The organism is Pseudomonas jinjuensis, from assembly GCF_900103845.1.
GTDB classification, from domain to species: Bacteria; Pseudomonadota; Gammaproteobacteria; order Pseudomonadales; family Pseudomonadaceae; genus Pseudomonas; species Pseudomonas jinjuensis.
Genome location: NZ_FNIJ01000008.1, coordinates 64,823 through 87,467, shown reverse-complemented (window position 1 = coordinate 87,467; position 22,645 = coordinate 64,823). Strand labels below are relative to the sequence as shown.

Sequence of the window (22,645 nt, the reverse complement as noted above, 5' to 3'; positions counted from 1 at the left end):
GCTGGCGCGTCCCTTCTCCCTGGCTCCTCTCCCGCATCGGGAGGGGAGCTGTCCCCTCAGACCAGCAATTCCAGCGTCTCGAACAACTGCCGGTCTTCCCGGCGCGCCGAGCGGGCGTGGCGGCGGATCACCTGCAGCAGGCAATCGACGAAGCACATCGCCGAAGCGCTGAGGGTGCCGTTGCGCCGTTTGACGATGCTCAGGTGGCGAGGCTCGCAGCGCTCCACCAGTGGCGGCGAGACCAGGCGACCGAGGAAGGGCGGGGCGCCGGTGAGAATCGCCGGGCCCCAGGTGCACATGTCCGCGCGCTCGACCATGTACTGCGAGATCGCCAGCGAATGCGCGCGGACGATGCGGCGTTCGTCGATCCGTGCGCCGTGGCGCCAGAACAGTTCCTCCATCAGCGCATCGTGGCCGTCGGGCGCGTAGTTGAGCGCCCAGTCCTGGTCGAGCAGATCGTGGATGGAGCGGCAATCCTGGCGCGGATGACCCTGGCGCAGCAGCACCGCGGTCTGGTAGGCGAGCAGCGCCTCGCTGGAGAACTCCTGGCTGGCCAGTGACGGCTGCAGCTGGCCCACCGCGAAATCCATGCTGCCGTCGCGCAGCAGCGGCTGGGCGACGGCCATCAGGCTTTCGAACAGCTCCAGCCGGACTTCCGGCATGCGCTCGCGGAACGCCAGCACCACCTCGGGCAGGAAGGTCAGCGACACCCAGGGCGTGATGCCCACGCAGAGCCGTCCCATGGCGGCGCCACGCAGCTGGTCGAGGTCCTGTTGCGCGCGTTCGAGCTGCTTCTGTACCAGCCGGGCATGGGTCAGCAGCACCTTTCCGCTTTCGGTGAAGGACAGCCCGCTGGGCGTGCGGACGAACAGCGGCAGCTGCTGGGCGTCCTCCAGTTCGCGCAGCGCACGGGTCACGGCGGCCTGGGAGATTCCCAGCGAACGCGCGGCGCCACGGATGCTGCCTGTTTCGGCGCTGGCGACCAGCGCCTGCAGTTGATGCAGTTTCATCGGAATACCCAGGTGACAACCAATGGTTGTCAGCATAACCAAACTGCGGCTCCCCGGCTGCGTTCCTCTTTCCTAAGATCGCCTCGAAACAGCCGCCGGCAGGTCCGGCGGCGGATGGAAAGTCCCGAGGAGAACGACAATGAATATCGGCGCCGTCCTGCCGCAGGTCGCGGAAATCCGCGAGGAAATGGTCGCGATCCGCCAGGCCATCCACGCGCATCCGGAACTCGGCTTCGAGGAGCGCAACACCAGTGCGCTGGTGGCGCGCTGCCTGGAGGAGTGGGGTTACCGGGTGACCCGCGGCATCGGCGGAACCGGCGTGGTGGGCACGCTGGAGAACGGTGCCGGCCCGGCGCTGGGGTTGCGCGCGGAAATGGATGCGCTGCCGATCCGCGAGGCCACCGGCCTGCCCTATGCCAGCCGCATCGACGGCGTCATGCATGCCTGCGGCCATGACGGCCACACGGCGATGCTGCTGGCCGCCGGCAAGTGCCTGGCGCAGTCGCGCGAGTTTCGCGGCACGCTGCGGCTGATCTTCCAGCCGGCCGAGGAAGGCCTCGGCGGCGCGCGGCGGATGCTGGAGGATGGCCTGCTGGAGCGCTTCCCCTGCGATGCGATCTTCGCCATGCACAACGTGCCCGGCTATCCGGCGGGGCGCCTGGGATTCCTCAGCGGACCCTGCATGGCTTCCGCCGACAGCGTGCGCATCCGCATCAGCGGCCACGGCGGGCACGGCGCGGTGCCGCACAAGGCGATCGACCCGGTGGTGGTCTGCTCGTCCATCGTCATCGCCCTGCAGAGCATCGTCTCGCGCAATGTCGATCCGCAGGAAACGGCCATCGTCACGGTCGGCTCGATTCACTCCGGGCAGGCCGCCAATGTGATCCCCGACAGCGCCGAGCTGAACCTCAGCGTGCGCGCGCTGGACCCCGGGATACGGCGGCTGCTCGAACAGCGCATCACCCGGCTGGTCGCCGCCCAGGCCGAGAGCTTCGGCGCGCGGGCGGAAATCGACTACCAGCACTGCCACCCGGTGCTGGTCAACCATCCCGCCGAGACCGCCTTCGCCCGCCAGGTCGCCGTCGACTGGCTGGGCGAGGAGGAGCTGATCGCCGACCTGCGGCCGTTCACCGCCAGCGAGGATTTCGCCTTCATCCTCGAACGCTGTCCCGGCTCCTACCTGACCATCGGCAACGGCACGGGGGAGCAGAGCTGCCTGCTGCACAACCCCGGCTACGACTTCAACGACGCCTGCCTGCCGCTGGGCGCCAGTTACTGGGTGAAGCTCGCCGAGCGTTTCCTCGCCTGAGCCGAATCCCGCCGCCAACGCACCGACAGAGGTACGCACAACAATGAAAACAATCCTCGCCGCCCTATCCCTCGCCTTCGTCGCCGCTTCCGCCAGCGCTGCGGACTGGTCCGGGAAAACCCTGCGCCTCGGCGTCGATCCCAGCTATCCGCCGCTGGAGTACAAGACCCGCGACGGCCAGCTGACCGGCTTCGGCGTGGACATCGCCGAGGCACTCTGCGAACAGCTGCGCGCCCGCTGCGTGTGGGTGGAAAGCAGCTGGGACGGGATGATTCCGGGGCTGCTGGCGCGGAAGTTCGATGCCATCGCCTCGTCGATGACGGTCACGCCCCGGCGCATGCAGCAGATCGCCTTCACCGACAAGGTTTCCAACGCGCCGGCGCGGCTGCTGGCCCGGCGCGGTTCCGGCCTGCTGCCGACGGCCGGGGCGCTGAAGGGCCGGCGCGTCGGCGTGGAACAGGGCTCCGCGCAGGAGTCCTACGCCAGGACTCACTGGGCGCCGCAGGGCGTGGATGTCGTCTCCTACCAGAGCCAGGACCAGGTCTACGCCGACCTCGTGGTCGGCCGGCTGGATGCCTCGCTGCAGGGCGCGGTCCAGGCCAGCCACGGGTTCCTCTCGCGCGTCGAAGGCAAGGACTTCGAGTTCGCCGGCGAGCCGCTGAACGATCCGGACTACTTCGGCGTCGGCGATGCCATCGGGCTGCGCAAGGAAGACGCGGAGCTGCGCGCGGACCTCAACCGGGCGCTGGCGGAAATCCTCGCCAACGGCACCTACGCGCGGATCAACCGCAAGTACTTCGACTTCGATCTCCACGGCGGCCAATAGGCGCCGACCTGGCACTCCGACAACGACAAGAATCGGGAGAGTGAAAATGTTCCTGCAGGGTTTCGGGCCGCAGATTCTCCAAGGCGCCCTCGTCACGCTGGAGCTGGCCGTGCTGGCGCTGCTCGCGGCGGTCGTCATCGGCATCTGCGGCGCCTTGTGCAAGCTGTCCGGGCGGCGGGCGCTGCAGGGCGCCGCCGGTTTCTACACCACCGCCATCCGCAGCGTGCCCGACCTGGTCATCATGCTGATGCTGTTCTTCAGCCTGCAGATGCAGCTCAATGCGCTCACCGACTGGCTGGGCGTCGGACAGGTCGATATCGATCCCTTCCTCGCCGGCGTCGTCACCCTGTCCTTCATCTACGGCGCCTACTTCACCGAGACCTTCCGCGGCGCCTTCCAGGCGGTGCCGCGCGGGCAGCTGGAGGCCGCGCAGGCCTACGGCATGAGCCCATGGCAGGCGCTGCGCAAGGTGCTCCTGCCGCAGATGCTGCGCCACGCGCTGCCGGGCATGGGCAACAACTGGCTGGTGCTGCTGAAGTCCACCGCGCTGGTCTCGATCATCGGCCTGGGCGATGTGGTGAAGGCCACCCAGGATGCCGGCAAGGGCTCGATGCAGTTCTTCTACTTCACCCTGGTGGGCGGCGCGGTGTACCTGCTCATCACCAGCCTTTCGCAGCTCGTCCTGGCCTGGCTGGAGCGGCGCTGCTCGGCGGGCGTCGGGAGGGCGGCGTCATGAGCGGCATTCTCGGCGAATACTGGCAGGCCTACCTGTGGAACGACGGCCTGCACCTCTCCGGCCTGGCCATGACCCTGTGGCTGCTGGTCCTGTCGGTCTGCATCGGCTTCGCCCTGGCGCTGCCGCTGGCGATCGCCCGGGTCAGCGACAATCCGCTGCTGCGCGGGCCGGTGTGGCTGTACACCTGGCTGCTGCGCGGCACGCCGCTCTACCTGCAACTGCTGCTGTGCTACACGGGCATCTACAGCCTGGAGCTGGTGCGCGGCCAGGACTTCCTCAACGCCTTCTTCCGCGATGGCCTGAACTGCACGATTCTCGCCTTTTCCCTGAATACCTGCGCCTACATGACGGAGATACTCGCCGGCGCGATCCGGGGTACCGCCAGCGGCGAGGTGGAGGCCGCCAGGGCGTTCGGCATGAGCCGCCTCGACATCTACCGGCGCATCGTGCTGCCCTCGGCCCTGCGCCGGGCGCTTCCCGGCTTCAGCAACGAAGTGATCCTGGTGCTGCACTCGACCTCGGTCGCCTTCACCGCCACCGTGCCCGACCTGCTGAAGGTCGCCCGCGACGCCAGCTCCGCGACCTACTCGCCGTTCTGGGCGTTCGGCATCGCCGGCGCCCTGTATGCCGCCACCGCGTTCCTGCTGGTCTGGCTGTTCCGCAAGGGCGAGCTGCGCTGGCTCGCCTACCTGAAACCGCAAGTTCACCGATCTTCCGGAGAAGCCTGAATGTACAAGTTGATGGTCGAGGACATGCACAAGAAGTACGGCAGCCACGAGGTGCTCAAGGGGGTCTCGCTCAAGGCGCGGGCGGGGGACGTGATTTCCATCATCGGTTCCTCCGGTTCGGGGAAGAGCACCTTCCTGCGCTGCATCAACTACCTGGAACAGCCCTGTGCCGGGCGCATCCTGGTGAACGCCGAAGAGCTGCGCACCCGGCGCGACGCCAGCGGCGCCCTGCGCGTGGCCGATCCCCGGCAGTTGCAGCGGATGCGCAGCCGGCTGTCGATGGTGTTCCAGCACTTCAACCTGTGGAGCCACATGACCGTGCTGGACAACCTCATCGCCTGCCCGATCGGCGTCCTCGGCGTCCCCCGCGGCGAAGCGCTGGCGCGGGCGCGCCGCTACCTGGACAAGGTGGGGTTGCCGGGCAAGGTCGAGCAGCAGTATCCGGCGCATCTCTCCGGCGGCCAGCAGCAGCGCGTCGCCATCGCCCGGGCGCTGGCGATGGAGCCGGAGGTGATGCTGTTCGACGAGCCGACCTCGGCGCTGGACCCCGAACTGGTCGGCGAAGTGCTGCGCGTGATGCAGCAGCTCGCGGAAGAGGGCCGGACCATGCTGGTGGTCACCCATGAGATGGGCTTCGCGCGGCAGGTTTCCAGCCACGTGATGTTCCTGCACCAGGGGCGGGTCGAGGAGGAGGGGCCGCCGCAGGCACTGTTCGATTCGCCACGCAGCGAGCGGCTGAGGCAATTCCTCGCCAATGCCCTGAAGTGACTCAGTGGAAATCCCGGCTGCGCACGTCCAGCCCGTCGAGCAGTTCGCCCAGGTCGAGCAGCCGTCCGGCGATCACATGGCGCACGCCGCTCTCCGACTCCAGCGTGCCGTCCACCTGCATCAGCCGCGCTTCCAGGAACGGCTGCCGCTGGCGCTCGGCGAGGTCGTGCCAGACCACCACGTTGAGCATGCCGAACTCGTCTTCCAGGGTGATGAAGGTCACACCGCTGGCGGTCTGCGGACGCTGGCGGCCGACCACCAGGCCGGCGACGCGCACCGGGCGGCCGTGTTCCAGCGCCGCCAGTTCCCTGGAGCTGCGGCAACGGCGTGCCTTCAGCGCGCCGCGCAGCAGCTTCATGGGATGCGGACCGAGGGTGGTGCCGAGGACGGCGTAGTCGGTCAGCAGGTCCTCGCCGCGGGTCGGTAGCGGCAGCGACACCTCTGCTTCCTCCGTCGATTGTCCGGCGAACAGCGGCATCTGCGCTTCCACCCCGGCCACCGCCCAGCGCGCCTTGTGCCGGTGCCCGGCGAGGCCACGCAGGGCGCCGGCGTCGGCCAGCAGTTCGCGGGCGCGACTGTCGAGGTCGGCGCGCAGGGCCAGGTCGCCGACATCGGTGAACATCCGCTGCCCGCGGCTCGCCGAGATGCGCCGCGCATCCTCCTCGCGGAAGCCGCGGATCATCCGCAGCCCCAGGCGGATCGCCGGCTGCTCGCGGCCGCCGTCTTCCAGGCCGCAATCCCAGTCGCTGTGGCGCACGTCCACCGGGCGCACTTCGATGCCATGGCGGCGCGCGTCCTGGAGTATCTGGTCGGGGCTGTAGAAGCCCATCGGCCAGCTGTTGATCAGCGCGCAGGCGTAGGCCGCCGGCTCGTGGCATTTCAGCCAGCAGCTGGCGTAGGTGAGCAGGGCGAAGCTGGCGGCGTGGGACTCGGGGAAGCCGTAGCTGCCGAAACCCTCGATCTGGCGGAAGATCCGTTCGGTGAACTCCTTCGTATAACCCCGTTCGAGCATGCGCCCGGTCAGCCGCTGGCGATGCGCTTCCAGCCCGCCATGGCGTTTCCAGGCGGCCATCGAGCGGCGCAGGTGATCGGCCTCGCCGGGGGTGTACTCGCCCGCGATGATCGCCAGCTGCATCACCTGTTCCTGGAACAGCGGTACGCCGAGGGTGCGCCTGAACACCGGGATCAGTTCGTCGGCGGCGTATTCGATGGGTTCCTCCCCGTTCCGCCGGCGCAGGTAGGGATGCACCATGTCGCCCTGGATCGGCCCGGGGCGGACGATGGCGACCTGGATCACCAGGTCGTAGAACTCCTTCGGTTTCAGGCGCGGCAGCATGGCCATCTGCGCCCGCGACTCGATCTGGAACACGCCGATGGTGTCGGCGCGGCTGATCATCGCGTAGGTCGCCGGGTCTTCCGCCGGCAGGCTGGCGAGGCTCCAGCGCTTGCCGCGATAGGCCGCCAGCAGGTCGAAGCAGCGGCGCAGCGCGCTGAGCATGCCGAGGGCGAGGATGTCCACCTTGAGCAGGCCGACCGCATCGAGGTCGTCCTTGTCCCACTGGATCACGGTGCGCTCCGCCATGGTCGCGTTTTCCACCGGCACCAGGCTGTCCAGCGGCTGCTCGGAGATGACGAAGCCGCCGGGATGCTGCGACAGGTGGCGCGGAAAGCCGATCAGTTCGCCGGTGAGCGCCAGCACCCGGCGCAGGATCGGGCTGTCCGGATCGAAGCCGGCTTCGCGCAGCCGCTCCAGCGGCGGCGCGCTGCTGCTCCAGCGGCCGCAGCAGCGTGCCAGGACGTCGATCTGCTCCGGCGGCAGGCCGAGCGCGCGGGCCACGTCGCGTACCGCGCCGGCGCCGTGGTAGGTGCTGACCACAGCGGTGAGCGCGGCGCGGTGGCGGCCGTAGCGGCGGAACACGTACTGGATGACTTCCTCGCGGCGCTCGTGCTCGAAGTCGACGTCGATGTCCGGCGGCTCGTTGCGTTCCTTCGAGATGAAGCGCTCGAACAGCAGGTCGATATGGTCCGGATCGAGTTCGGTGATGCCGAGGGCGAAGCACACCGCCGAGTTGGCCGCCGAGCCGCGCCCCTGGCAGAGGATGTGCTGCTCGCGGGCGAAACGGACGATGTCCTGGACGGTGAGGAAGTAGCTTTCGTAGCCCAGTTCGGCGATCAGTCCGAGTTCCTTCTCGATGGCGTCGCGCACCTTCGCCGTGGGGCCGTCGGGCCAGCGTTCGCGGATGCCTTCTTCGGTCAGCTCGCGCAGCCAGCTGGTCGGCGTATGTCCGTCCGGGACCAGTTCGCGCGGGTACTGGTAGCGCAGCTCCTTGAGATCGAAGGTGCAGCGCTGGGCGATGCGCAGGGTTTCCGCCAGCAGCTCGGCCGGGTAGATCTCGGCCAATGCCTCGCGCGGGCGCAGGTGGCGTTCGCCGTTGGGGAACAGGTATGCGCCGGCCTCGGCTACCGGGCAGTGCTGGCGGATGGCGGTCATGCAGTCCTGCAGGGCGCGGCGGCCGCGGGCGTGCATGTGCACGTCGCCGCAGGCCACCGCCGGGATGCCCTGGCGTTCGGCGAGGGCGAGCAACTGTGCGAGACGGCCGGCGTCGTCCGCGCTGCGATGCAGTTCCACGCCCAGCCACAGGCGATCCGGGAAGCGTTCGCGCAGCCAGGCGGCGTCGCCATCCCGCTGCGGCAGCCAGAGGGCGAGCAGGCCGTCCAGCGGCTGGTCGAGATCGGCGCGCAGCAGGCGGTAGCTGCCCTTGTCGGCGCGGCGGCGGGCCTGGGTGATGAGGCGGCAGAGGTTCTGGTAGCCGGTTAGGTTTTCCACCAGCAGGACCAGCTTGGGGCCGGCCTCGACCTGCACTTCGCTGCCGACGATCAGCGCCACCCCGCTGGCCTTCGCCGCCTGCCAGGCGCGGACGATGCCGGCCAGGCTGCATTCGTCGGTGATCGCCAGTTTGCGGTAGCCGAGGCGGGCGGCGCGTTCGAACAGTTCCTCGGCGCTGGAGGCGCCACGCTGGAAGCTGAAGTTGGACAGGCAGTGCAGCTCGGCGTAGTCGGCGCTCATGCGAACCAGCCGTGCAGCAGCAGCGGCCCCTCCGTGCCCACCGTGCGATAGGCCCAGCCGTGGCGGCCATCGCGGGTTTCGATCAGGTAGTAATCGCGGCGAACGTCGCCGCCGTCCCACCAGCCGGACTCGATGCGCTCGGGACCGGCGAGGATGCGCAGATTGGCTTCGCGCAATGCTGTGGGGTCGGCCAGCAGCCAACCGGGGCGTGGCGCCTGTGGCGGCGGGACGACCTTGCCGGCATCGCCGTTCTGCCAGGCGCATTCCGGACGGTGATCGGCGACGGCGCGGATGCCGTGCACCGCCTCGTCGCCAAGCCGCGCGCGCAGGCGTTCGCGCAGCTGTTCCCAGGACAGCGACTGCTGCGGGCGTTCGTCGAACAACTGGCGATGCTCGGGGACGAAGGCCGGCAGGTCGCGGGCGACCAGGCGCAGGGCCTGTACCGGGGCGTCCAGTTGCAGTTGCTCCAGGCGGCCGCGGGTCAGCTCGAAGAGCATCGCCGCCTCGCGTTCGGCGCCGAGCAGGCCGACGTCCAGCCGGGTGGCGCCCTGGCGATGCTCCAGCAGCAGGCTGAAGCGCTGCACGCCGCTGTCGCGCCCGGCGAGATAGGCGGACAGGTCGGCGGTGAGGCGGCGCAGCGGGAACAGCAGCGCCTGGTGCGACTCGACCTCGAAATTCAGCTCGATGCGCGAATCGAATTCGTCCGGTGGCCGGTAGAAATCCAGCGCCAGCGCGCGCTGGCCGAGCAGGCTGTCCACATGCTGCAGCAGCTCCGCCGGGAAGCGCCGGGCCAGGCTGGCGCGGGGCAGGGCGAACAACTGGCGCAGGCTGCGCACGCCCATGCGGGCGAAGGCGCTGGCGGTCTCGCGGGGCAGGCCGCTGCGCTCCAGCGGCAGGCGGCCAAGGATGTCGCGCAACTCGGCGGGATCGTTCACCGCCAGTCCGTCGTGGGCGTTGGCCAGCACGCGGGCGGCGGCCGGATTGGGCGCGGCGGTGATGCGGTGGTGGAAGCCGAGTCCGCTCAATTCCTCGCGCAGACGCGCCTCGAAACGCGGCCAGGGACCGAACAGGCCGAAGCTGGATTGCACCTCCAGCAGCAGCGCGCGTGGGTAGTGCAGGCTGACCTGCGAGCTGAAGCCGTAGGCCCAGGCGGCGAGGAAGTTCTGCCAGCGCTCGATCTCCGCCGGATCATGCTCGGCGGTGGCGAAGTCGCGGCACAGCGCCTGGGCGGCCAGCAGCGATTGCCCGGGTTTCAGGCCGAGGGCGCGGGCGGCCGGGTTGACCGCCTGCAGCACGCGCTTCTGCGGCGGGCCGGCGAGCAGGGCCAGCGGCGCATCGGCGTCGGACCGGTTGCGCAGCACGCCGTCCAGCGCCAGCTGCGGTAGGAGGATGCAGGCCCAGAGCATGGCGGCCTCAGCTCCAGGCGGACGCGGGAATGGGCTGCGCCGGCGCCAGCCCGCCACGGCATTTCAGCACGCGCAGCTGGCGCGGCCTGGCCTCCAGCGCCAGGCGCAGCGCCGCCGGCGAGGGGTTCACCGCCTCGCGCAGCGGCCGATGGGCGAAGGCCAGGGTCTGCCCGGTCTCGGCGGCCACCTGCAGGCGGCGCAGGGCGCGGTCGTCAGCCTGCCGGGGCCAGCACAGCACGGCGCCGCAACTGCCCGAGCGCAGGCACTGTTCGGCGGCCCAGAGGGCGTCGCGGCCGTCCGCCTCGACCAGCATCAGCTGGCGCAGGTCGACCCCGGCGGCCTGCCAGGCGTGGGGGTAGGGCACATGCGGCGGCGCCACCAGCACCACCTGCTCACCGGCTGCGCTCAGGCGGGCGAGGGTCGGCCAGAGCAGCTGCAGTTCGCCGACGCCTTCATGGGGCAGGAGGATCTCGCTGAGCGCCGCCTCCGGCCAGCCACCGCTGGGCAGCACGGCATCCAGCCCGGCATGCCCGGTGGGCTGGGAACCGGGCAGCGGAGCGTTGTGCTGGGCCTTCCAGATGCGGCGCTGGTCGAGCAGCGCATCAAGGGCGATGACGGCGCCCATCAGGAAGGACCTGCGGTGGTGTGGGGGTTGGCCATGGGGGAGGTGAAGATTGCTGTATGGATATACAGTTTTTCACCTTGGGAGGAGGGTGGTCAACAGACCTGTAGGAGCGAGCTTGCTCGCGAACAAGCAGGGCAAAGCTTCGCTGTAGGAGCGGGCCATGCCCGCGAAGCATCGGTGGTGCCGGAATGTCGCGGGCATGGCCCGTTCCTACAGGGATCATCGTGGTCCCGCGTGGCGCGGGAGGGATCACCCCTCCCGCTTCACCACCAGCGTCAGGATGTCGTAGCTCGCCACCAGTTCGCCGTTCTGGTTGGTCACTTCCACATCCCAGGCCACCACGCCCTGGGGCTCGCCTTTCGGGCTGACCTTGCCCTGGTCGATCTTGCGCTTGCAGGTCAGGCGCGCCTGGATGGTGTCGCCTATGCCCACCGGGGTGATGAAGCGCAGGGTGTCCAGGCCGTAGTTGGCCAGCACCGGGCCGACGCCGGGGGAGACGAACAGGCCGGCGGCGGCCGACAGCACGAAGTAGCCGTGGGCGATGCGCTTGCCGAACTGCGAGTCGCGCGCGGCGATCTCGTCGAAGTGCATGTAGAAGTGGTCGCCCGACAGGCAGCCGAAGTTGACGATGTCGGCCTCGGTCACGGTGCGGCGGTGGGTCAGCAGCGATTCACCGATCCTGAGGTCCTCGAAGTGGCGGCGGAACGGATGCACTTCGGTCTCGTAGACCCTGGCGCCGCGCACGTATTCGTCGGTGACCGCCATCAGCATGCTCGGCGAGCCCTGGACGGCGGTGCGCTGCAGGTAGTGCTTGACCGCGCGCAGGCCGCCCAGCTCCTCGCCGCCGCCGGCGCGGCCGGGGCCGCCGTGCTTGAGTTGCGGCAGCGGCGAGCCGTGGCCGGTGGATTCCGGCGCGGCTTCGGCGTCGAGGATGTGCACGCGGCCGTGCCAGGCGGCTGCGGCCGGCACCACGCGGGCGGCGACCATGGGATCTTTCGTCACCAGGGTGGAAACCAGGCTGCCCTTGCCACGGGCGGCCAGGGCGATGGCTTCGTCGATGTCGTCGTAGGCCATCAGCGTGCTCACCGGGCCGAACGCCTCGATATCGTGGGCGCCGCCTTCGGCATGCGGGTCGCGGGCGCGCAGCAGGGTCGGGGCGAAGAACGCGCCCTCGGCCACACCGTCGCCGCGCGGGGCGAAGCCATCCTTCGCGCCGAACAGCAGGTCGCTGCTCTGCAGCAGCAGTTCCAGGCGCTCGGCGACGTCGGCCTGCTGGGCGTGGGAGGCGAGGGCGCCCATGCGCACGCCTTCCACCGACGGATCGCCGACCACCACTTTCGCCAGCCGCTCGCGCAGGCGCTCGGCGACGGCGTCGATGTGTTTCGCGGGGACGATGGCGCGGCGGATCGCGGTGCATTTCTGCCCGGTCTTGACCGTCATCTCGCGGGCGACTTCCTTGACGAACAGGTCGAACTCCTCGTCGTCCGGGGTCACGTCGGGGGCGAGGATGGCGCAGTTCAGCGAGTCGGCCTCGGCATTGAACGGAATCGAATTGCGCACCAGGTTGGCGTTCACCCGCAGCCTGGCGGCGGTGTCGGCCGAGCCGGTGAAGGTCACCACGTCCTGGCCCTGCAGGCGGTCGAGCAGGTCGCCGGTGCTGCCGATCACCAGTTGCAGGCTGCCTTCCGGAAGCAGGCCGGATTCGTACATCAGGCGCACGGCGGCTTCAGTGAGATAGCTGGTGGCGGTGGCGGGTTTGACGATGCACGGCATGCCGGCGAGGAAGCTCGGCGCGAACTTCTCCAGCATCCCCCAGATCGGGAAGTTGAAGGCGTTGATGTGGACTGCAACGCCACCGCGCGGCACCAGGATGTGCGTGCCGGCGAAGCGGCCCTGCTTGCCCAGCGGAATGGCCGGGCCTTCATGGACGACGTTGCCCGACGGCAGCTCGCGGGAGCCGACGCTGGCGTAGGCGAACAGGGTGCCGGCGCCGCCCTCGATGTCGATCCAGCTGTCGCCACGGGTGGCGCCGCTGTGCAGGGACAGCGCGTAGAGCTGTTCCTTGCGTTCGAGGAGGAACTTGCCGAGGGCCTTGAGGCGCGCGGCGCGCTGCTGGAAGTCCAGCGCCATCAGCTGGGCGATGCCTTGCGTGCGGGCGTGGGCCATGGCTTCGGCGAAGTCGATGGAGTCCTCGTGGGTGAGGGCGACCGGCAGGCCGTTGATGGCGCTGCGCAGGGTCTGGGCGCCGTGGCTGCCGATCCAGCGGCCGGCGATGAAGCTCTGCAGGGTGGGGGTGGTACTCATCACGGGTTCTCCAGGATTCTATACGGCCGGGCACCGCGCGGGCCCGGCCGGGTTGCCTTACCAGAGGGCCAGGGTGTAGCCGATGATCAGGCGGTTTTCGTCGATTGCCGTATCCAGTCCGTTGCCGGAGCGGAACGTCAGGTTGCGCCAGCGCAGGCTCACGCCCTTCAGCGGGCCGCCTTGCACCACGTAGGCGATGTCGGTGTCGCGTTCCCATTCCTCGCCGTCGTCGACGCTGGCGGTCTTCACGTGGCTGCCGTCGACGTAGCGGGTCATGAAGGTCAGGCCGGGAATGCCGAGGGCGGCGAAGTCGTAGTCGTAGCGCAGCTGCCAGGAGTCCTCGTCGGCGCGGGTGAAGGTGTTGAAGGTCACCAGGTTGACCACGTAGGGGTCGCCGCCGTTGAGGAAGGGGAAGGCGCTGTCGCCGGACAGGCGCTGCCAGGCCGCGCTGACCTTGTGGGCGCCGCGGCTCAGGCTGAGCATGCCGTTGAAGTTGCGGTTGTCGATGCGCCCGGCGCGCTCCTCGCCGTCGCCGCGACTGTCGAAGTAGCGGATGTCGCTGCGCAGGTTGAAGCCGCCACCGAGCGGCAGGCTGTGCACCAGGCCGGCGTACTGCTGGCGGTAGATGTCTTCCAGCTTGCCGTAGTAGTAGCTCAGGCTCAGCTGCGGGCTGATCGCGTAGCTGCCACCGGCGAAGTCGAAGTGATCGCTCTGCGCCGCGCCGAAGCCGATGTCGTCGTTGCCCGAGGAGTCGCGCAGGTTGGTTTCGCTGATGCGCCCGCCGTTGAGCGTCAGGCCGGAGATTTCCCGGGAGGTCAGCATGCCGCCGCTGAAGGTCGAGGACAGCAGGCGGGTGTCGTTGTAGGTGGCGACCGGCAGCAGCGGTTGCAGGGTGCCGACCCGCAGCACGCTCTTCGAGGCGCGCAGCTTGCCGGTCAGGCCCAGCTCGCTGAAGTCGTCCACCGGCTCCCTGCTGGTGGGGCCGAACGGCAGCAGGCCGGTGCCGCGACGGTCGCGGCTGGAGTCCAGCTTGATCCCGAGTTCGCCGATGGCGTCGAGGCCGACGCCGACGCTGCCTTCGGTGAAGCCCGATTCGAAGCGGGCGGTGAAGCCCTGGCCCCATTCCTCGGCCTTCGATTGCGCCGCGCCGTCCTGGCGGAAGTCGCGGTTCAGGTAGAAATTGCGCAGCTCCAGGCTGGCCTTGCTGTCTTCGATGAAACCGCCCGCCATGGCCGGGAGGGCCATGGGCAGGGCGAGGGCCGCGAGCAGCGGCGTGGTGAGGCGATTCCGAGTCATTGTTGTTGTATTCCGGATCGTGATCAGTGGCGGCTGGCGGCGGCTGCGCCGATGCCGGTCATGGAGCGGATGAACTGCGCCATGTAGCGCCCGCGTTCTTCCGTGGCGCGGGCCGAGGCGTCGGTCACCGAGAACAGCCAGGCGCCGAGGAAGGCCAGGCTCATGGAGAACAGCGCCGGGTTGGAGTAGGGGAACAGCGCCTGCTCGTGGTGCAGCACGTTCACCCACACCGCCGGGCTCAGCACCAGCAGGACGATGGCGGAAAGCAGCCCGGCCACGCTGCCGGCGACCGCGCCGCGGGTGGTCAGGCTCTTCCAGAACATCGAGAGGAACAGCACCGGGAAGTTGACCGAGGCGGCGATGGCCAGCACCAGCCCGGAGAGGAAGGCGATGTTCTGCGACTCGAACAGCAGGCCGAGGATGATCGCCAGCACGCCGATGCCGAGGGTGGCGAGGCGCGAGATGCGCATCTCCTCGCGCTCGCTGGCCTGGCCCTTGCGGATCACGCAGGCGTACAGGTCATGGGAGATCGCCGAGGCGCCGGACAGCGCCAGGCCGGCCACCACTGCGAGGATGGTGGCGAAGGCCACCGCCGAGATGAAGCCGAGGAACAGGCTGCCGCCCACCGCATGGGACAGGTGCACCGCCACCATGTTGCCGCCGCCGATGATGGCGCCGGCCGCGTCGCGGAACTCCGGATTGGTGCCGACCATGACGATGGCGCCGAAGCCGATGACGATCAGCAGCAGGTAGAAGTAGCCGATGAAACCGGTGGCGTAGAACACGCTCTTGCGCGCCTCCTTCGCGCTGCCGACGGTGAAGAAGCGCATCAGGATGTGCGGCAGGCCGGCGGTGCCGAACATCATGCCGATGCCGAGGGAGATGGCGTCCACCGGGTTCGACAGCAGTCCGCCCGGCGCCATGATCCCGGTGCCCTTGGCGTGCACGGCGGCGGCGCTGGCGAACATCGCCTCGGTGCTGAAACCGAAGTGCCTGAGCACCATGAAGGCCATGAAGGTGGAGCCCGACAGCAGCAGGATCGCCTTGATGATCTGCACCCAGGTGGTCGCCAGCATGCCGCCGAAGGTCACGTAGCAGACCATCAGCACGCCCACCAGCAGCACCGCGTTGAGGTAGCTCATGCCGAACAGCAGCTCGATCAGCTTGCCGGCGCCGACCATCTGCGCCACCAGGTACATCAGCGACACGGTGAGGGTGCCGAAGGCGGCGGTGATGCGGATCGGCTTCTGCTCCAGGCGGTAGGACACCACGTCGGCGAAGGTGTACTTGCCGAGGTTGCGCAGGCGTTCGGCGATCAGGAACAGGATGATCGGCCAGCCGGCGAGCACGCCGAGGGCGTAGAGCAGGCCGTCGTAGCCGCTCATGAACATCATCGCCGAGATGCCGAGGAAGGACGCCGCGGAGACCATGTCGCCGGCGATCGCCAGGCCGTTCTGGAAGCCGGTCAGGCCGCCGCCGGCGGTGTAGAAGTCGGCGGTCGAGCGGGTGCGCAGGGCGGCCCAGCGGGTGATGCCGAGGGTGAACAGGACGAACAGCATGAACATGCCGATGGCATGCCAGTTGAGCGGGCGCGCGGCGTCGGCGGCCAGGGCCAGGTCGGCGACGGAGAGGCCGCCCAGCAGCAGGAGGAGACGGGACAGCATCATTGCGCGCACTCCTGCTTCAGCCTGTCGTTGAGCGGGTCGAGCACGCTGTTGGTGTGGCGCACGTAGATGCCGGTGAGGGCGAAGGACAGCAGGACGATGATCACGCCGACCAGCATGCCGACGCTGGTAACGCCGCCGTTCAGCGGCCGGCCGAGGACGTCGGGGAAGAACGCCACCAGCAGCACGAAGCCGTAGTAGATCGCCAGCATGGCCAGGGTCAGGGACCAGGTCAGCCGCTGCTTGCGGCGGACCAGTTGGACGAAGTCCGGGTGTTGCCGAATACGCTCCAGCTCTTGCGAAGTCATGTCACGCCCTCTCTTGTTGTGAATTGTCGAGGTGTGGTTGTGAAGAGGCGCCGCACGCAGGTGCCTCGGTGGAACGGGCGGTTCGTGGCCACCCGGATTTCCGTAGGAGCGAGCTTGCTCGCGAAGCTCTTGAATCCATTCGCGAGCAAGCTCGCTCCTACAGGGTTCATCGCCGTGGGGTGGACAACGCTCTGCTTGTCCACTGTCGCCGTGGCTTGGCATGGCTGGTGGAAAAGGCTTCGCTGTTTTTCCACCCTGCGGTTTGGTCTCGAGCATCGGTTGGCTGGCATTTCTGTGTAGGAGCGGGCCATGCCCGCGATGCTCTTGTGGTCGCGGGCATGGCCCGCTCCTACAGGGTTCGGTGTGGCGTGTGAATCAGAGCTGATCGAAATCCAGCACCACCTTGTCGCTGACCGGATACGCCTGGCACGACAGCACGTACCCCGCCGCCACCTCGTAGTCCTCCAGCGCGAAGTTGCTGTCCATCTCCACCTCGCCTTCGATGACCTTGCACTTGCAGGTGGAGCACACGCCGGCCTTGCAGGAGTAGGGCAGTTCGGCGCCGTGCTGGTTGCCGGCGTCGAGCACGCTGACGCTGTTGCGCGCCAGCTCGAAGCTCAGCTCGCGGCCGTCGCTGATCACGGTGACCTGGCTCTTCGCGCTGTCCAGTGCGGCGGCGGCCTGGCGGGCCTCGCGTTTCTGGGTGCTGCCGGCGGCGGCGAAGAGTTCGAAGTGGATGCGTTCGGCCGGCATGCCGTTGGCCTTGAGCTGGTCGCGCACGGTCTCGGTCATCGCCTGCGGGCCGCAGATGAAGGCGGCGTCGAGGCGCTTCACGTCCAGCCAGCGCTGGAACAGCTGGCCGCACTTGTCGGCGTCGATGCGGCCGTTGTAGAGGTCGACGTCCTGCTGCTCGCGGCTGAACACGAAAATCAGGTTGAGGCGCTGCAGGTAGCGGTTCTTCAGGTCTTCCAGCTGCTCGCGGAACAGCGCGGCGTTGCTCGAACGGTTGCCGTAGAGCAGCGTGACGCGGCTGTGCGGCTCAGTTTCCAGGGTGGTCTTGACGATCGACAGGATCGGCGTGATGCCGCTGCCGGCGGCGACCGCCAGGTAGTTGCCGTGGCGCGCCGGGTCGAGTTCGACGTTGAAGTGGCCGGACGGCGGCATCACTTCCAGGCTCTGGCCGGCCTTCAGGCTTTCGTTGGCGTAGGCGGAGAACAGGCCGCCGGGCACGCGCTTGATCGCCACGCGCAGTTCGCCGTCGTTGACGCCGCTGCAGATCGAATAGGAGCGGCGCACTTCCTCGCCGTTCAGCTGGGCGCGCATCACCAGGTGCTGGCCCTGGACGAAGTGGAAGCTGTCCTGCAGGTCAGCCGGGATATCGAAGGCGATGGATACCGCATCGCGGGTTTCGGCACGCACTTCGCGAATGTTCAGGCTATGGAATTTGCTCATTGTTGTTCTCCAGCGCTCAGATGCACTTGAAGTAGTCGAACGGCTCGCGGCAGTCGCAGCAGCGGTACAGGGCCTTGCACGCGGTGGAGCCGAATTCGCTGAGGCGTTCGGTGTGCGCGCTGCCGCATTGCGGGCAGCAGACCTCGTCGCTCTGCCCGAGCAGGCTGCGCTTGCTGGTGCTGCCGGACGGCGGCGCGATGCCGTAGGCACGCAGGCGTTCGCGGCCGTCGTCGCTGATCCAGTCGGTGGTCCAGGCCGGCGTCAGGCGGCGTTCCAGTTGCGGTTCGGCGAAGCCGGCGTGCTCCAGGGCGTGGCGGATGTCGTCCTCGATCACCTCGGTGGCCGGGCAGCCGGAGTAGGTCGGGGTGACCACCACGTGCAGGTGCCCGCCCTGCCAGTCGAGGCCGCGGACGATGCCGAGGTCGACGACGCTGACCACCGGCACTTCCGGATCCATCACCGCACCCAGCACCGTCCAGGCGTGGGCCACGTCGGTGGCCGTGCCGGGACGGGCGCCGCGGTCGCTGGCGATCAGCTCACCAGGTCGCATCGGGGTAGGCCCGCTGGAGGAACTGCATCTCGGCGAGCAGGATGCCCAGGTGCTCGGTGTGCACGCCGCGGCGGCCGCTCAGGTAGAAGTTCACCGCCGGTTCGGGCAGCGGCAGGGTGGCGCTGGCGAAGATGTCGGCGACCCTGGATTTCCAGGCGCTGGCGATTTCCGCCGGGTTCGGCGCCACGCCTTCGGCGAACAGACGCTGCTCGATCTCGTCCGCGTTGCACAGCTCGACGGTGAAGCGCCAGACCTGCGGGATGGCCGCAAGCATGCGCTGGTGGCTTTCCTCGGTGCCGTCGCCCAGGCGCTCGACCCACTCGCCGGAGCGGCGCAGGTGATAGGTGACTTCCTTCAGCGCCTTGGCGGCGATGCCGGCGATGCGCTCGTCGCCGGAGTGGGCGAGGGCGGCCAGCACGTGGAAGTGCCAGGCGTCGTAGAGGAACTGCTTGACGATGGTCACCGCGTAGTCGCCGTTGGGTTGTTCCACCAGCAGCAGGTTGCGGAAGGCGCGCTCGTCGCGGCGGAACGCCAGGTGATCGGCGTCGCGGCCATCGTCCAGCAGTTCGGCGGCGTACTCGTACCAGTTGCGGGCCTGGCCGACCAGGTCGAGGCCGACGTTCATCAGGGCCAGCTCTTCTTCCAGTGCCGGCGCGTGGCCGCACCATTCGCAGAGGCGCTGGCCCTGGATCAGGGCGCTGTCGGCAAGGCGCAGCAGGTATTCGATCTTGTCGTTATGCATCGCCGTTGCCTCACATGTGGCCGACTTCGGGCGGCAGCTCGTAGAAGCTGGCGTGGCGGTAGACCTTGTCCTGCGCCGGGTCGAACAGCGGGTCCTTCTCGTCCGGGGACGAGGCGGTGATCAGCGCCGAGGGCACCACCCACAGGCTCACGCCTTCGTTGCGGCGGGTGTACAGCTCGCGGGCGTTCTCGATGGCCATCGCGGCGTCGGCGGCATGCACGCTGCCGACATGCTTGTGATTCAGACCGTGCTTGCTGCGCACGAAGACTTCGAAAAGGGTCCATTCAGCCATGGTGTTTTTCTCCTCGCGGCTCAGGCGGCGGCACGCTTCTGTTGTTTTTTGCGGGCATGGGCGACCGCGGCTTCGCGGACCCAGGCGCCGTCTTCGATGGCCTTGCGGCGGGTGGCGATGCGCTCGTGGTTGCACGGGCCGTTGCCCTTGAGCACCTCGTAGAACTCTTCCCACTGGATGTCGCCGAAGTCGTAGTGACCGCGTTCCTCGTTCCACTTCAGGTGCGGATCGGGGGCGGTGCAGCCGAGCAGTTCGAGCTGGGGCACGGTCTGGTCGACGAAGCGCTGGCGCAGCTCGTCGTTGCTCTGCCGCTTGATCTTCCAGGCCATGGACTGGGCGCTGTTCGGCGAATCGGCGTCGCTCGGACCGAACATCATCAGCGCCGGCCACCACAGGCGGTCGATGGCGTCCTGGACCATGTCCTTCTGCGCCTGGGTGCCGTGGCGCATCATGGTCAGGAGGATTTCGTAGCCCTGGCGCTGGTGGAAGCTCTCTTCCTTGCAGATGCGGATCATCGCGCGGGAGTAGGGGCCGTAGGAGGTGCGCTGCAGCACCACCTGGTTGACGATGGCGGCGCCATCCACCAGCCAGCCCACCGCGCCCATGTCGGCCCAGTTCAGCGTCGGGTAGTTGAAGATGCTGGAGTACTTGGCCTTGCCGGAATGCAGCCTGGCGATCTCCTCGTCGCGGTCGGCGCCGAGGGTTTCCATCGCGCTGTACAGGTACAGGCCGTGGCCGGCCTCGTCCTGGATCTTCGCCATCAGCTGCAGCTTGCGCTTCAGGGTCGGTGCGCGGGTCACCCAGTTGCCCTCGGGCAGCATGCCGACGATTTCCGAATGCGCGTGCTGGGAAATCTGCCGGATCAGCGTCTGGCGATAGGCATCGGGCATCCAGTTCTTCGCCTCGATCTTGATCTCGGCGTCGATCTTCTCCTGGAAGGCGCGCTCCTCCGCGGACATCTCCTCCAGCGCCTTCACGCGCTTCACGCCGGTCTCAACCAGTTGTGCATACATGCCGTGTCTCCAGCCTTTCATTGTTCGTTGGGGTGGCCTTGGCCATGGCTGTATTTTTAAGCGATACAAAAACAAATATCAAACAGAAAATAATGTGTCGTATGTGTTTTTTGTGTCGATTTGACGAATGGTCGCAGGGTAGGGCGTGGGGTGGAGGCTTTTGTAGGAGCGGGCCATGCTCGCGACCCGGGCGCGATGTCGCGGGCATGGCCCGCTCCTACAGGAAAAGAAAACCCCGCCGGAGCGGGGTCTTGTGATGTGATACGGATTTTTATGATGTTCTGATTAATACTGTTGTCTTTAGGCTCAGGCCTCGACGATCACCTGGAACCCGCCAAAGATCATCCGCTGCCCATCGAACGGCATGCTGCCGGGGTCGCATTTCATCCGCGGGTCCTCCATGACCTTCTTCATCCCGGCGTCGCGGGCTTCCTTCGAGGCCCAGGTGATCCAGGAGAACACCACGGTCTCGTCATCCTTGCGCTGCACCGCCATGGGGAATGAGGTCACCTTGCCCTCGGGGACGTCATCGCCCCAGCACTCGACGACGTTGAGGGCGCCGTGATCCTTGAACACCACCGCCGCTTCGCGGGCGATCTGTTCGTACTTCTCGCGATTGGCCGTGGGTACGGCGAGGACGAAGCCATCGATGTAGTTCATGGTCGGTCTCCACGGAAATGCGGAGGGCTGGATGCCGTCCGCCTTTGGGACATAGTCGTACCGATGGGACGGGTATCGACAAAAGATGAGGGACAGCTGACCGGCGGTCACGGGGGTTCTTGTAGGAGTGGGCCATGCCCACGACCGGTCGCGATGTCGCGGGCATGGCCCGCTTCTACACAGAGTCGCGCCGCCCCTGAAGCACGCACAGAACTTGTAGGAGCCAGCTTGCTGGCGATTGCCGTGTTCTCCTTCCACGCCGACGTTGAGGGAAAACCCGGATCGCCAGCAAGAACTAGGCGTCCCCCTGGCTCCTACAGGTATGGCGTCAAGCGGGTCATGAGCAGCCACGTAGGGCGCATAGCGCGCCAGCACTATCCGCCATCCCATCGGCGTGGCCTGGTCGGCGGATGAAGCGTTCCGCTTCATTCGCCCTACACCAGCGATTGGCCATGGCGCGAGACAGTTGCTCCTACATGTGTAACCGCACCAGCGTTATCCGCCTCCGTCATCGGCAAAAGAAAAAGCCCCCGACAATCGGGGGCTCCTTCAAACCACTCCAATCAACCCTTCGGCCGATTGTCGTACACGTGGCAGGCCTTGCCCTCGGAGCGCTTCAGGCTGTGGCTCGGCTGCAGCAGCACGCGGGCGCTGATGCCGATGTGGGTCTTGATCTGCTTGCCCAGTTCGTTGCCCACCGCCTTCTGTTCCTCGGCCGACAGGCCCTGGCAGTCCTGGCGCAGTTCGACGTGGACGTCGATGTTGTCGAGGTTGCCGTTGCGGTGCAGGTGGATCTCGTAGCACTCGGCGAGCTGCCTGATCTTCAGCACCTGCTCCTCGATCTGCGTCGGGAACACGTTCACGCCGCGGATGATCAGCATGTCGTCGCTGCGCCCGGTGATCTTGTCGATGCGCCGCATCGGCCGCGCGCTGCCCGGCAGCAGGCGGGTCAGGTCGCGGGTGCGGTAGCGGATCATCGGCAGCGCTTCCTTGGACAGCGAGGTGAACACCAGCTCGCCGTACTCGCCGTCGGGCAGCACCGCGCCGGTCACCGGGTCGATGATCTCCGGGTAGAAGTGGTCTTCCCAGACGGTCGGGCCGTCCTTGGTTTCGAAACATTCCATCGCCACGCCCGGGCCCATGATTTCCGACAGGCCGTAGATATCCAGCGCGGTGATGCCCATGCGTTCCTCGACCGCGCGGCGCAGTTCGGCGGTCCAGGGTTCGGCGCCGAAGATGCCCAGGCGCAGCTTGAGGCTGTGCGGGTCGACGCCCTGGCGCTCGATCTCGTCGGCGATGTTGAGCATGTAGGAGGGGGTGACCATGATGATGTCCGGCTGGAAATCGCGGATCAGCTGGACCTGCTTCTCGGTCTGGCCGCCGGACATCGGGATCACGGTGCAGCCCAGGCGTTCCGCGCCGTAGTGGGCGCCGAGGCCGCCGGTGAACAGGCCGTAGCCGTAGGACACGTGCACCTTGTCGCCCCTGCGGCCGCCGGCGGCGCGGATCGAGCGGGCGACCACGTTGGCCCAGGTGTCGATGTCGTTCTGCGTGTAGCCCACCACGGTCGGCTTGCCGGTGGTGCCGCTGGAAGCGTGCAGGCGCGCGACTTGTTCCATGGGCACGGCGAACATGCCGTAGGGGTAGTTGTCGCGCAGGTCGTTCTTGCCGGTGAAGGGGAACTTCGCCAGGTCTTCCAGGGATTTCAGGTCGTCGGGGTGGACGCCCGCCGCGTCGAAGCGCTGGCGGTACAGCGGCACGTTGTCGTAGGCGTGCTTCAGGCTCCAGCGCAGACGGTCCAGCTGGTGCTGGCGCAGTTCGTCGATGCTGGCGGTTTCCATCGGGTCGAGCAAGGCGATGTTGGTGACGTGCATATTCATGGTTTCACT

The 22,645-nt window shown here is 67.9% G+C and carries 20 protein-coding genes; 5 read left to right on the top strand and 15 right to left on the bottom strand.

The features are described 5' to 3' along the window. Positions 1-56 precede the first annotated feature (56 nt). Positions 57-1,010, bottom strand: a complete 954-nt coding sequence (locus BLR75_RS13060; RefSeq protein WP_084309697.1) for a LysR substrate-binding domain-containing protein — start codon at positions 1,008-1,010, stop codon at positions 57-59. A gap of 139 nt (positions 1,011-1,149) precedes the next feature. Between BLR75_RS13060 and BLR75_RS13055 the strand changes: the two genes are divergently transcribed. Genes BLR75_RS13055 through BLR75_RS13035 form a run of 5 tightly spaced genes read left to right on the top strand, consistent with a single transcriptional unit; the run spans position 1,150 to position 5,377 of the window. After that, positions 1,150-2,319, top strand: coding sequence for a M20 aminoacylase family protein (locus BLR75_RS13055; RefSeq protein WP_084309698.1), 1,170 nt, complete (start codon positions 1,150-1,152; stop codon positions 2,317-2,319). A gap of 43 nt (positions 2,320-2,362) precedes the next feature. Then, positions 2,363-3,145 (top strand): ABC transporter substrate-binding protein, encoded by a 783-nt coding sequence (locus BLR75_RS13050; protein ID WP_084309699.1) that lies wholly within the window; start codon positions 2,363-2,365, stop codon positions 3,143-3,145. A 46-nt stretch (positions 3,146-3,191) separates the two neighbouring features. After that, positions 3,192-3,881 carry an ABC transporter permease gene (locus BLR75_RS13045; protein ID WP_084309700.1) on the top strand — a complete coding sequence of 230 codons (690 nt, stop codon included), beginning with the start codon at positions 3,192-3,194 and terminating at the stop codon, positions 3,879-3,881. Then, entirely contained in the window at positions 3,878-4,609 is a 732-nt protein-coding gene (locus tag BLR75_RS13040; RefSeq protein ID WP_084309701.1) for an ABC transporter permease, read from the top strand. Before BLR75_RS13045 ends, BLR75_RS13040 begins: the two co-directional genes overlap by 4 nt. Next, positions 4,610-5,377: an ABC transporter ATP-binding protein gene (locus tag BLR75_RS13035; protein ID WP_084309702.1), complete on the top strand. Its 768-nt coding sequence runs from the start codon at positions 4,610-4,612 to the stop codon at positions 5,375-5,377. A 1-nt stretch (position 5,378) separates the two neighbouring features. Here the strand turns inward: BLR75_RS13035 and dnaE2 are convergent, their stop codons facing one another. The 14 genes from dnaE2 to paaK form a co-directional block, all read right to left on the bottom strand. Beyond that, positions 5,379-8,444: an error-prone DNA polymerase gene (gene dnaE2, locus BLR75_RS13030; RefSeq protein WP_084309703.1), complete on the bottom strand. Its 3,066-nt coding sequence runs from the start codon at positions 8,442-8,444 to the stop codon at positions 5,379-5,381. Then, positions 8,441-9,850 carry a Y-family DNA polymerase gene (locus tag BLR75_RS13025; RefSeq protein WP_084309704.1) on the bottom strand — a complete coding sequence of 470 codons (1,410 nt, stop codon included), beginning with the start codon at positions 9,848-9,850 and terminating at the stop codon, positions 8,441-8,443. Before BLR75_RS13025 ends, dnaE2 begins: the two co-directional genes overlap by 4 nt. Before the next feature lie 7 nt (positions 9,851-9,857). After that, positions 9,858-10,475 (bottom strand): translesion DNA synthesis-associated protein ImuA, encoded by a 618-nt coding sequence (imuA, locus tag BLR75_RS13020; protein ID WP_084309705.1) that lies wholly within the window; start codon positions 10,473-10,475, stop codon positions 9,858-9,860. Between the two features lie 249 nt (positions 10,476-10,724). Further along, on the bottom strand, positions 10,725-12,779 hold the full coding sequence (paaZ, locus tag BLR75_RS13015) for a phenylacetic acid degradation bifunctional protein PaaZ (RefSeq protein WP_084309706.1): 2,055 nt from the start codon (positions 12,777-12,779) through the stop codon (positions 10,725-10,727). 57 nt (positions 12,780-12,836) lie between these two features. Then, a complete protein-coding gene (locus tag BLR75_RS13010) occupies positions 12,837-14,075 on the bottom strand; it encodes an OprD family porin (RefSeq protein ID WP_084309707.1) in 1,239 nt (412 codons plus the stop codon). Positions 14,076-14,098: 23 nt separating this feature from the next. Then, complete coding sequence (locus tag BLR75_RS13005; RefSeq protein WP_084309783.1) at positions 14,099-15,736, bottom strand: cation acetate symporter; 1,638 nt, start codon at positions 15,734-15,736, stop codon at positions 14,099-14,101. 2 nt (positions 15,737-15,738) lie between these two features. Further along, the gene (locus BLR75_RS13000; RefSeq protein WP_084309708.1) at positions 15,739-16,047 is read right to left on the bottom strand and encodes a DUF485 domain-containing protein; all 309 of its coding nucleotides are present in this window, start codon (positions 16,045-16,047) and stop codon (positions 15,739-15,741) included. A gap of 375 nt (positions 16,048-16,422) precedes the next feature. After that, positions 16,423-17,499 (bottom strand): 1,2-phenylacetyl-CoA epoxidase subunit PaaE, encoded by a 1,077-nt coding sequence (gene paaE, locus BLR75_RS12995; RefSeq protein WP_084309709.1) that lies wholly within the window; start codon positions 17,497-17,499, stop codon positions 16,423-16,425. Between the two features lie 16 nt (positions 17,500-17,515). Next, positions 17,516-18,049 (bottom strand): 1,2-phenylacetyl-CoA epoxidase subunit PaaD, encoded by a 534-nt coding sequence (gene paaD, locus BLR75_RS12990; protein ID WP_084309710.1) that lies wholly within the window; start codon positions 18,047-18,049, stop codon positions 17,516-17,518. After that, positions 18,036-18,791, bottom strand: a complete 756-nt coding sequence (gene paaC, locus BLR75_RS12985) for a 1,2-phenylacetyl-CoA epoxidase subunit PaaC (RefSeq protein ID WP_084309711.1) — start codon at positions 18,789-18,791, stop codon at positions 18,036-18,038. The genes paaD and paaC overlap by 14 nt, the downstream gene beginning before the upstream one ends. Before the next feature lie 10 nt (positions 18,792-18,801). Next, positions 18,802-19,083 carry a 1,2-phenylacetyl-CoA epoxidase subunit PaaB gene (gene paaB, locus BLR75_RS12980; protein ID WP_009622486.1) on the bottom strand — a complete coding sequence of 94 codons (282 nt, stop codon included), beginning with the start codon at positions 19,081-19,083 and terminating at the stop codon, positions 18,802-18,804. Between the two features lie 20 nt (positions 19,084-19,103). After that, complete coding sequence (gene paaA / locus BLR75_RS12975) at positions 19,104-20,096, bottom strand: 1,2-phenylacetyl-CoA epoxidase subunit PaaA (protein ID WP_084309712.1); 993 nt, start codon at positions 20,094-20,096, stop codon at positions 19,104-19,106. A gap of 306 nt (positions 20,097-20,402) precedes the next feature. After that, entirely contained in the window at positions 20,403-20,756 is a 354-nt protein-coding gene (locus BLR75_RS12970) for a DUF1428 domain-containing protein (RefSeq protein ID WP_084309713.1), read from the bottom strand. A 563-nt stretch (positions 20,757-21,319) separates the two neighbouring features. Next, entirely contained in the window at positions 21,320-22,636 is a 1,317-nt protein-coding gene (gene paaK / locus BLR75_RS12965; RefSeq protein WP_084309714.1) for a phenylacetate--CoA ligase PaaK, read from the bottom strand. Between the last annotated feature and the right edge of the window lie 9 nt (positions 22,637-22,645).

Excerpts from the sequence above, each read along its gene's own strand:
- paaE (WP_084309709.1), bottom strand. The coding sequence starts at position 17,499 with ATGAGCAAATTCCATAGCCTGAACATTCGCGAAGTGCGTGCCGAAACC.
- BLR75_RS13025 (WP_084309704.1), bottom strand. The coding sequence starts at position 9,850 with ATGCTCTGGGCCTGCATCCTCCTACCGCAGCTGGCGCTGGACGGCGTG.
- paaB (WP_009622486.1), bottom strand. The coding sequence starts at position 19,083 with ATGGCTGAATGGACCCTTTTCGAAGTCTTCGTGCGCAGCAAGCACGGT.
- BLR75_RS13040 (WP_084309701.1), top strand. The coding sequence starts at position 3,878 with ATGAGCGGCATTCTCGGCGAATACTGGCAGGCCTACCTGTGGAACGAC.
- BLR75_RS13060 (WP_084309697.1), bottom strand. The coding sequence starts at position 1,010 with ATGAAACTGCATCAACTGCAGGCGCTGGTCGCCAGCGCCGAAACAGGC.
- dnaE2 (WP_084309703.1), bottom strand. The coding sequence starts at position 8,444 with ATGAGCGCCGACTACGCCGAGCTGCACTGCCTGTCCAACTTCAGCTTC.
- BLR75_RS13035 (WP_084309702.1), top strand. The coding sequence starts at position 4,610 with ATGTACAAGTTGATGGTCGAGGACATGCACAAGAAGTACGGCAGCCAC.
- BLR75_RS13055 (WP_084309698.1), top strand. The coding sequence starts at position 1,150 with ATGAATATCGGCGCCGTCCTGCCGCAGGTCGCGGAAATCCGCGAGGAA.
- paaK (WP_084309714.1), bottom strand. The coding sequence starts at position 22,636 with ATGAATATGCACGTCACCAACATCGCCTTGCTCGACCCGATGGAAACC.
- paaA (WP_084309712.1), bottom strand. The coding sequence starts at position 20,096 with ATGTATGCACAACTGGTTGAGACCGGCGTGAAGCGCGTGAAGGCGCTG.
- paaC (WP_084309711.1), bottom strand. The coding sequence starts at position 18,791 with ATGCATAACGACAAGATCGAATACCTGCTGCGCCTTGCCGACAGCGCC.
- BLR75_RS13045 (WP_084309700.1), top strand. The coding sequence starts at position 3,192 with ATGTTCCTGCAGGGTTTCGGGCCGCAGATTCTCCAAGGCGCCCTCGTC.
- imuA (WP_084309705.1), bottom strand. The coding sequence starts at position 10,475 with ATGGGCGCCGTCATCGCCCTTGATGCGCTGCTCGACCAGCGCCGCATC.
- BLR75_RS13050 (WP_084309699.1), top strand. The coding sequence starts at position 2,363 with ATGAAAACAATCCTCGCCGCCCTATCCCTCGCCTTCGTCGCCGCTTCC.
- BLR75_RS13010 (WP_084309707.1), bottom strand. The coding sequence starts at position 14,075 with ATGACTCGGAATCGCCTCACCACGCCGCTGCTCGCGGCCCTCGCCCTG.
- paaZ (WP_084309706.1), bottom strand. The coding sequence starts at position 12,779 with ATGAGTACCACCCCCACCCTGCAGAGCTTCATCGCCGGCCGCTGGATC.
- BLR75_RS13000 (WP_084309708.1), bottom strand. The coding sequence starts at position 16,047 with ATGACTTCGCAAGAGCTGGAGCGTATTCGGCAACACCCGGACTTCGTC.
- BLR75_RS12970 (WP_084309713.1), bottom strand. The coding sequence starts at position 20,756 with ATGAACTACATCGATGGCTTCGTCCTCGCCGTACCCACGGCCAATCGC.
- paaD (WP_084309710.1), bottom strand. The coding sequence starts at position 18,049 with ATGCGACCTGGTGAGCTGATCGCCAGCGACCGCGGCGCCCGTCCCGGC.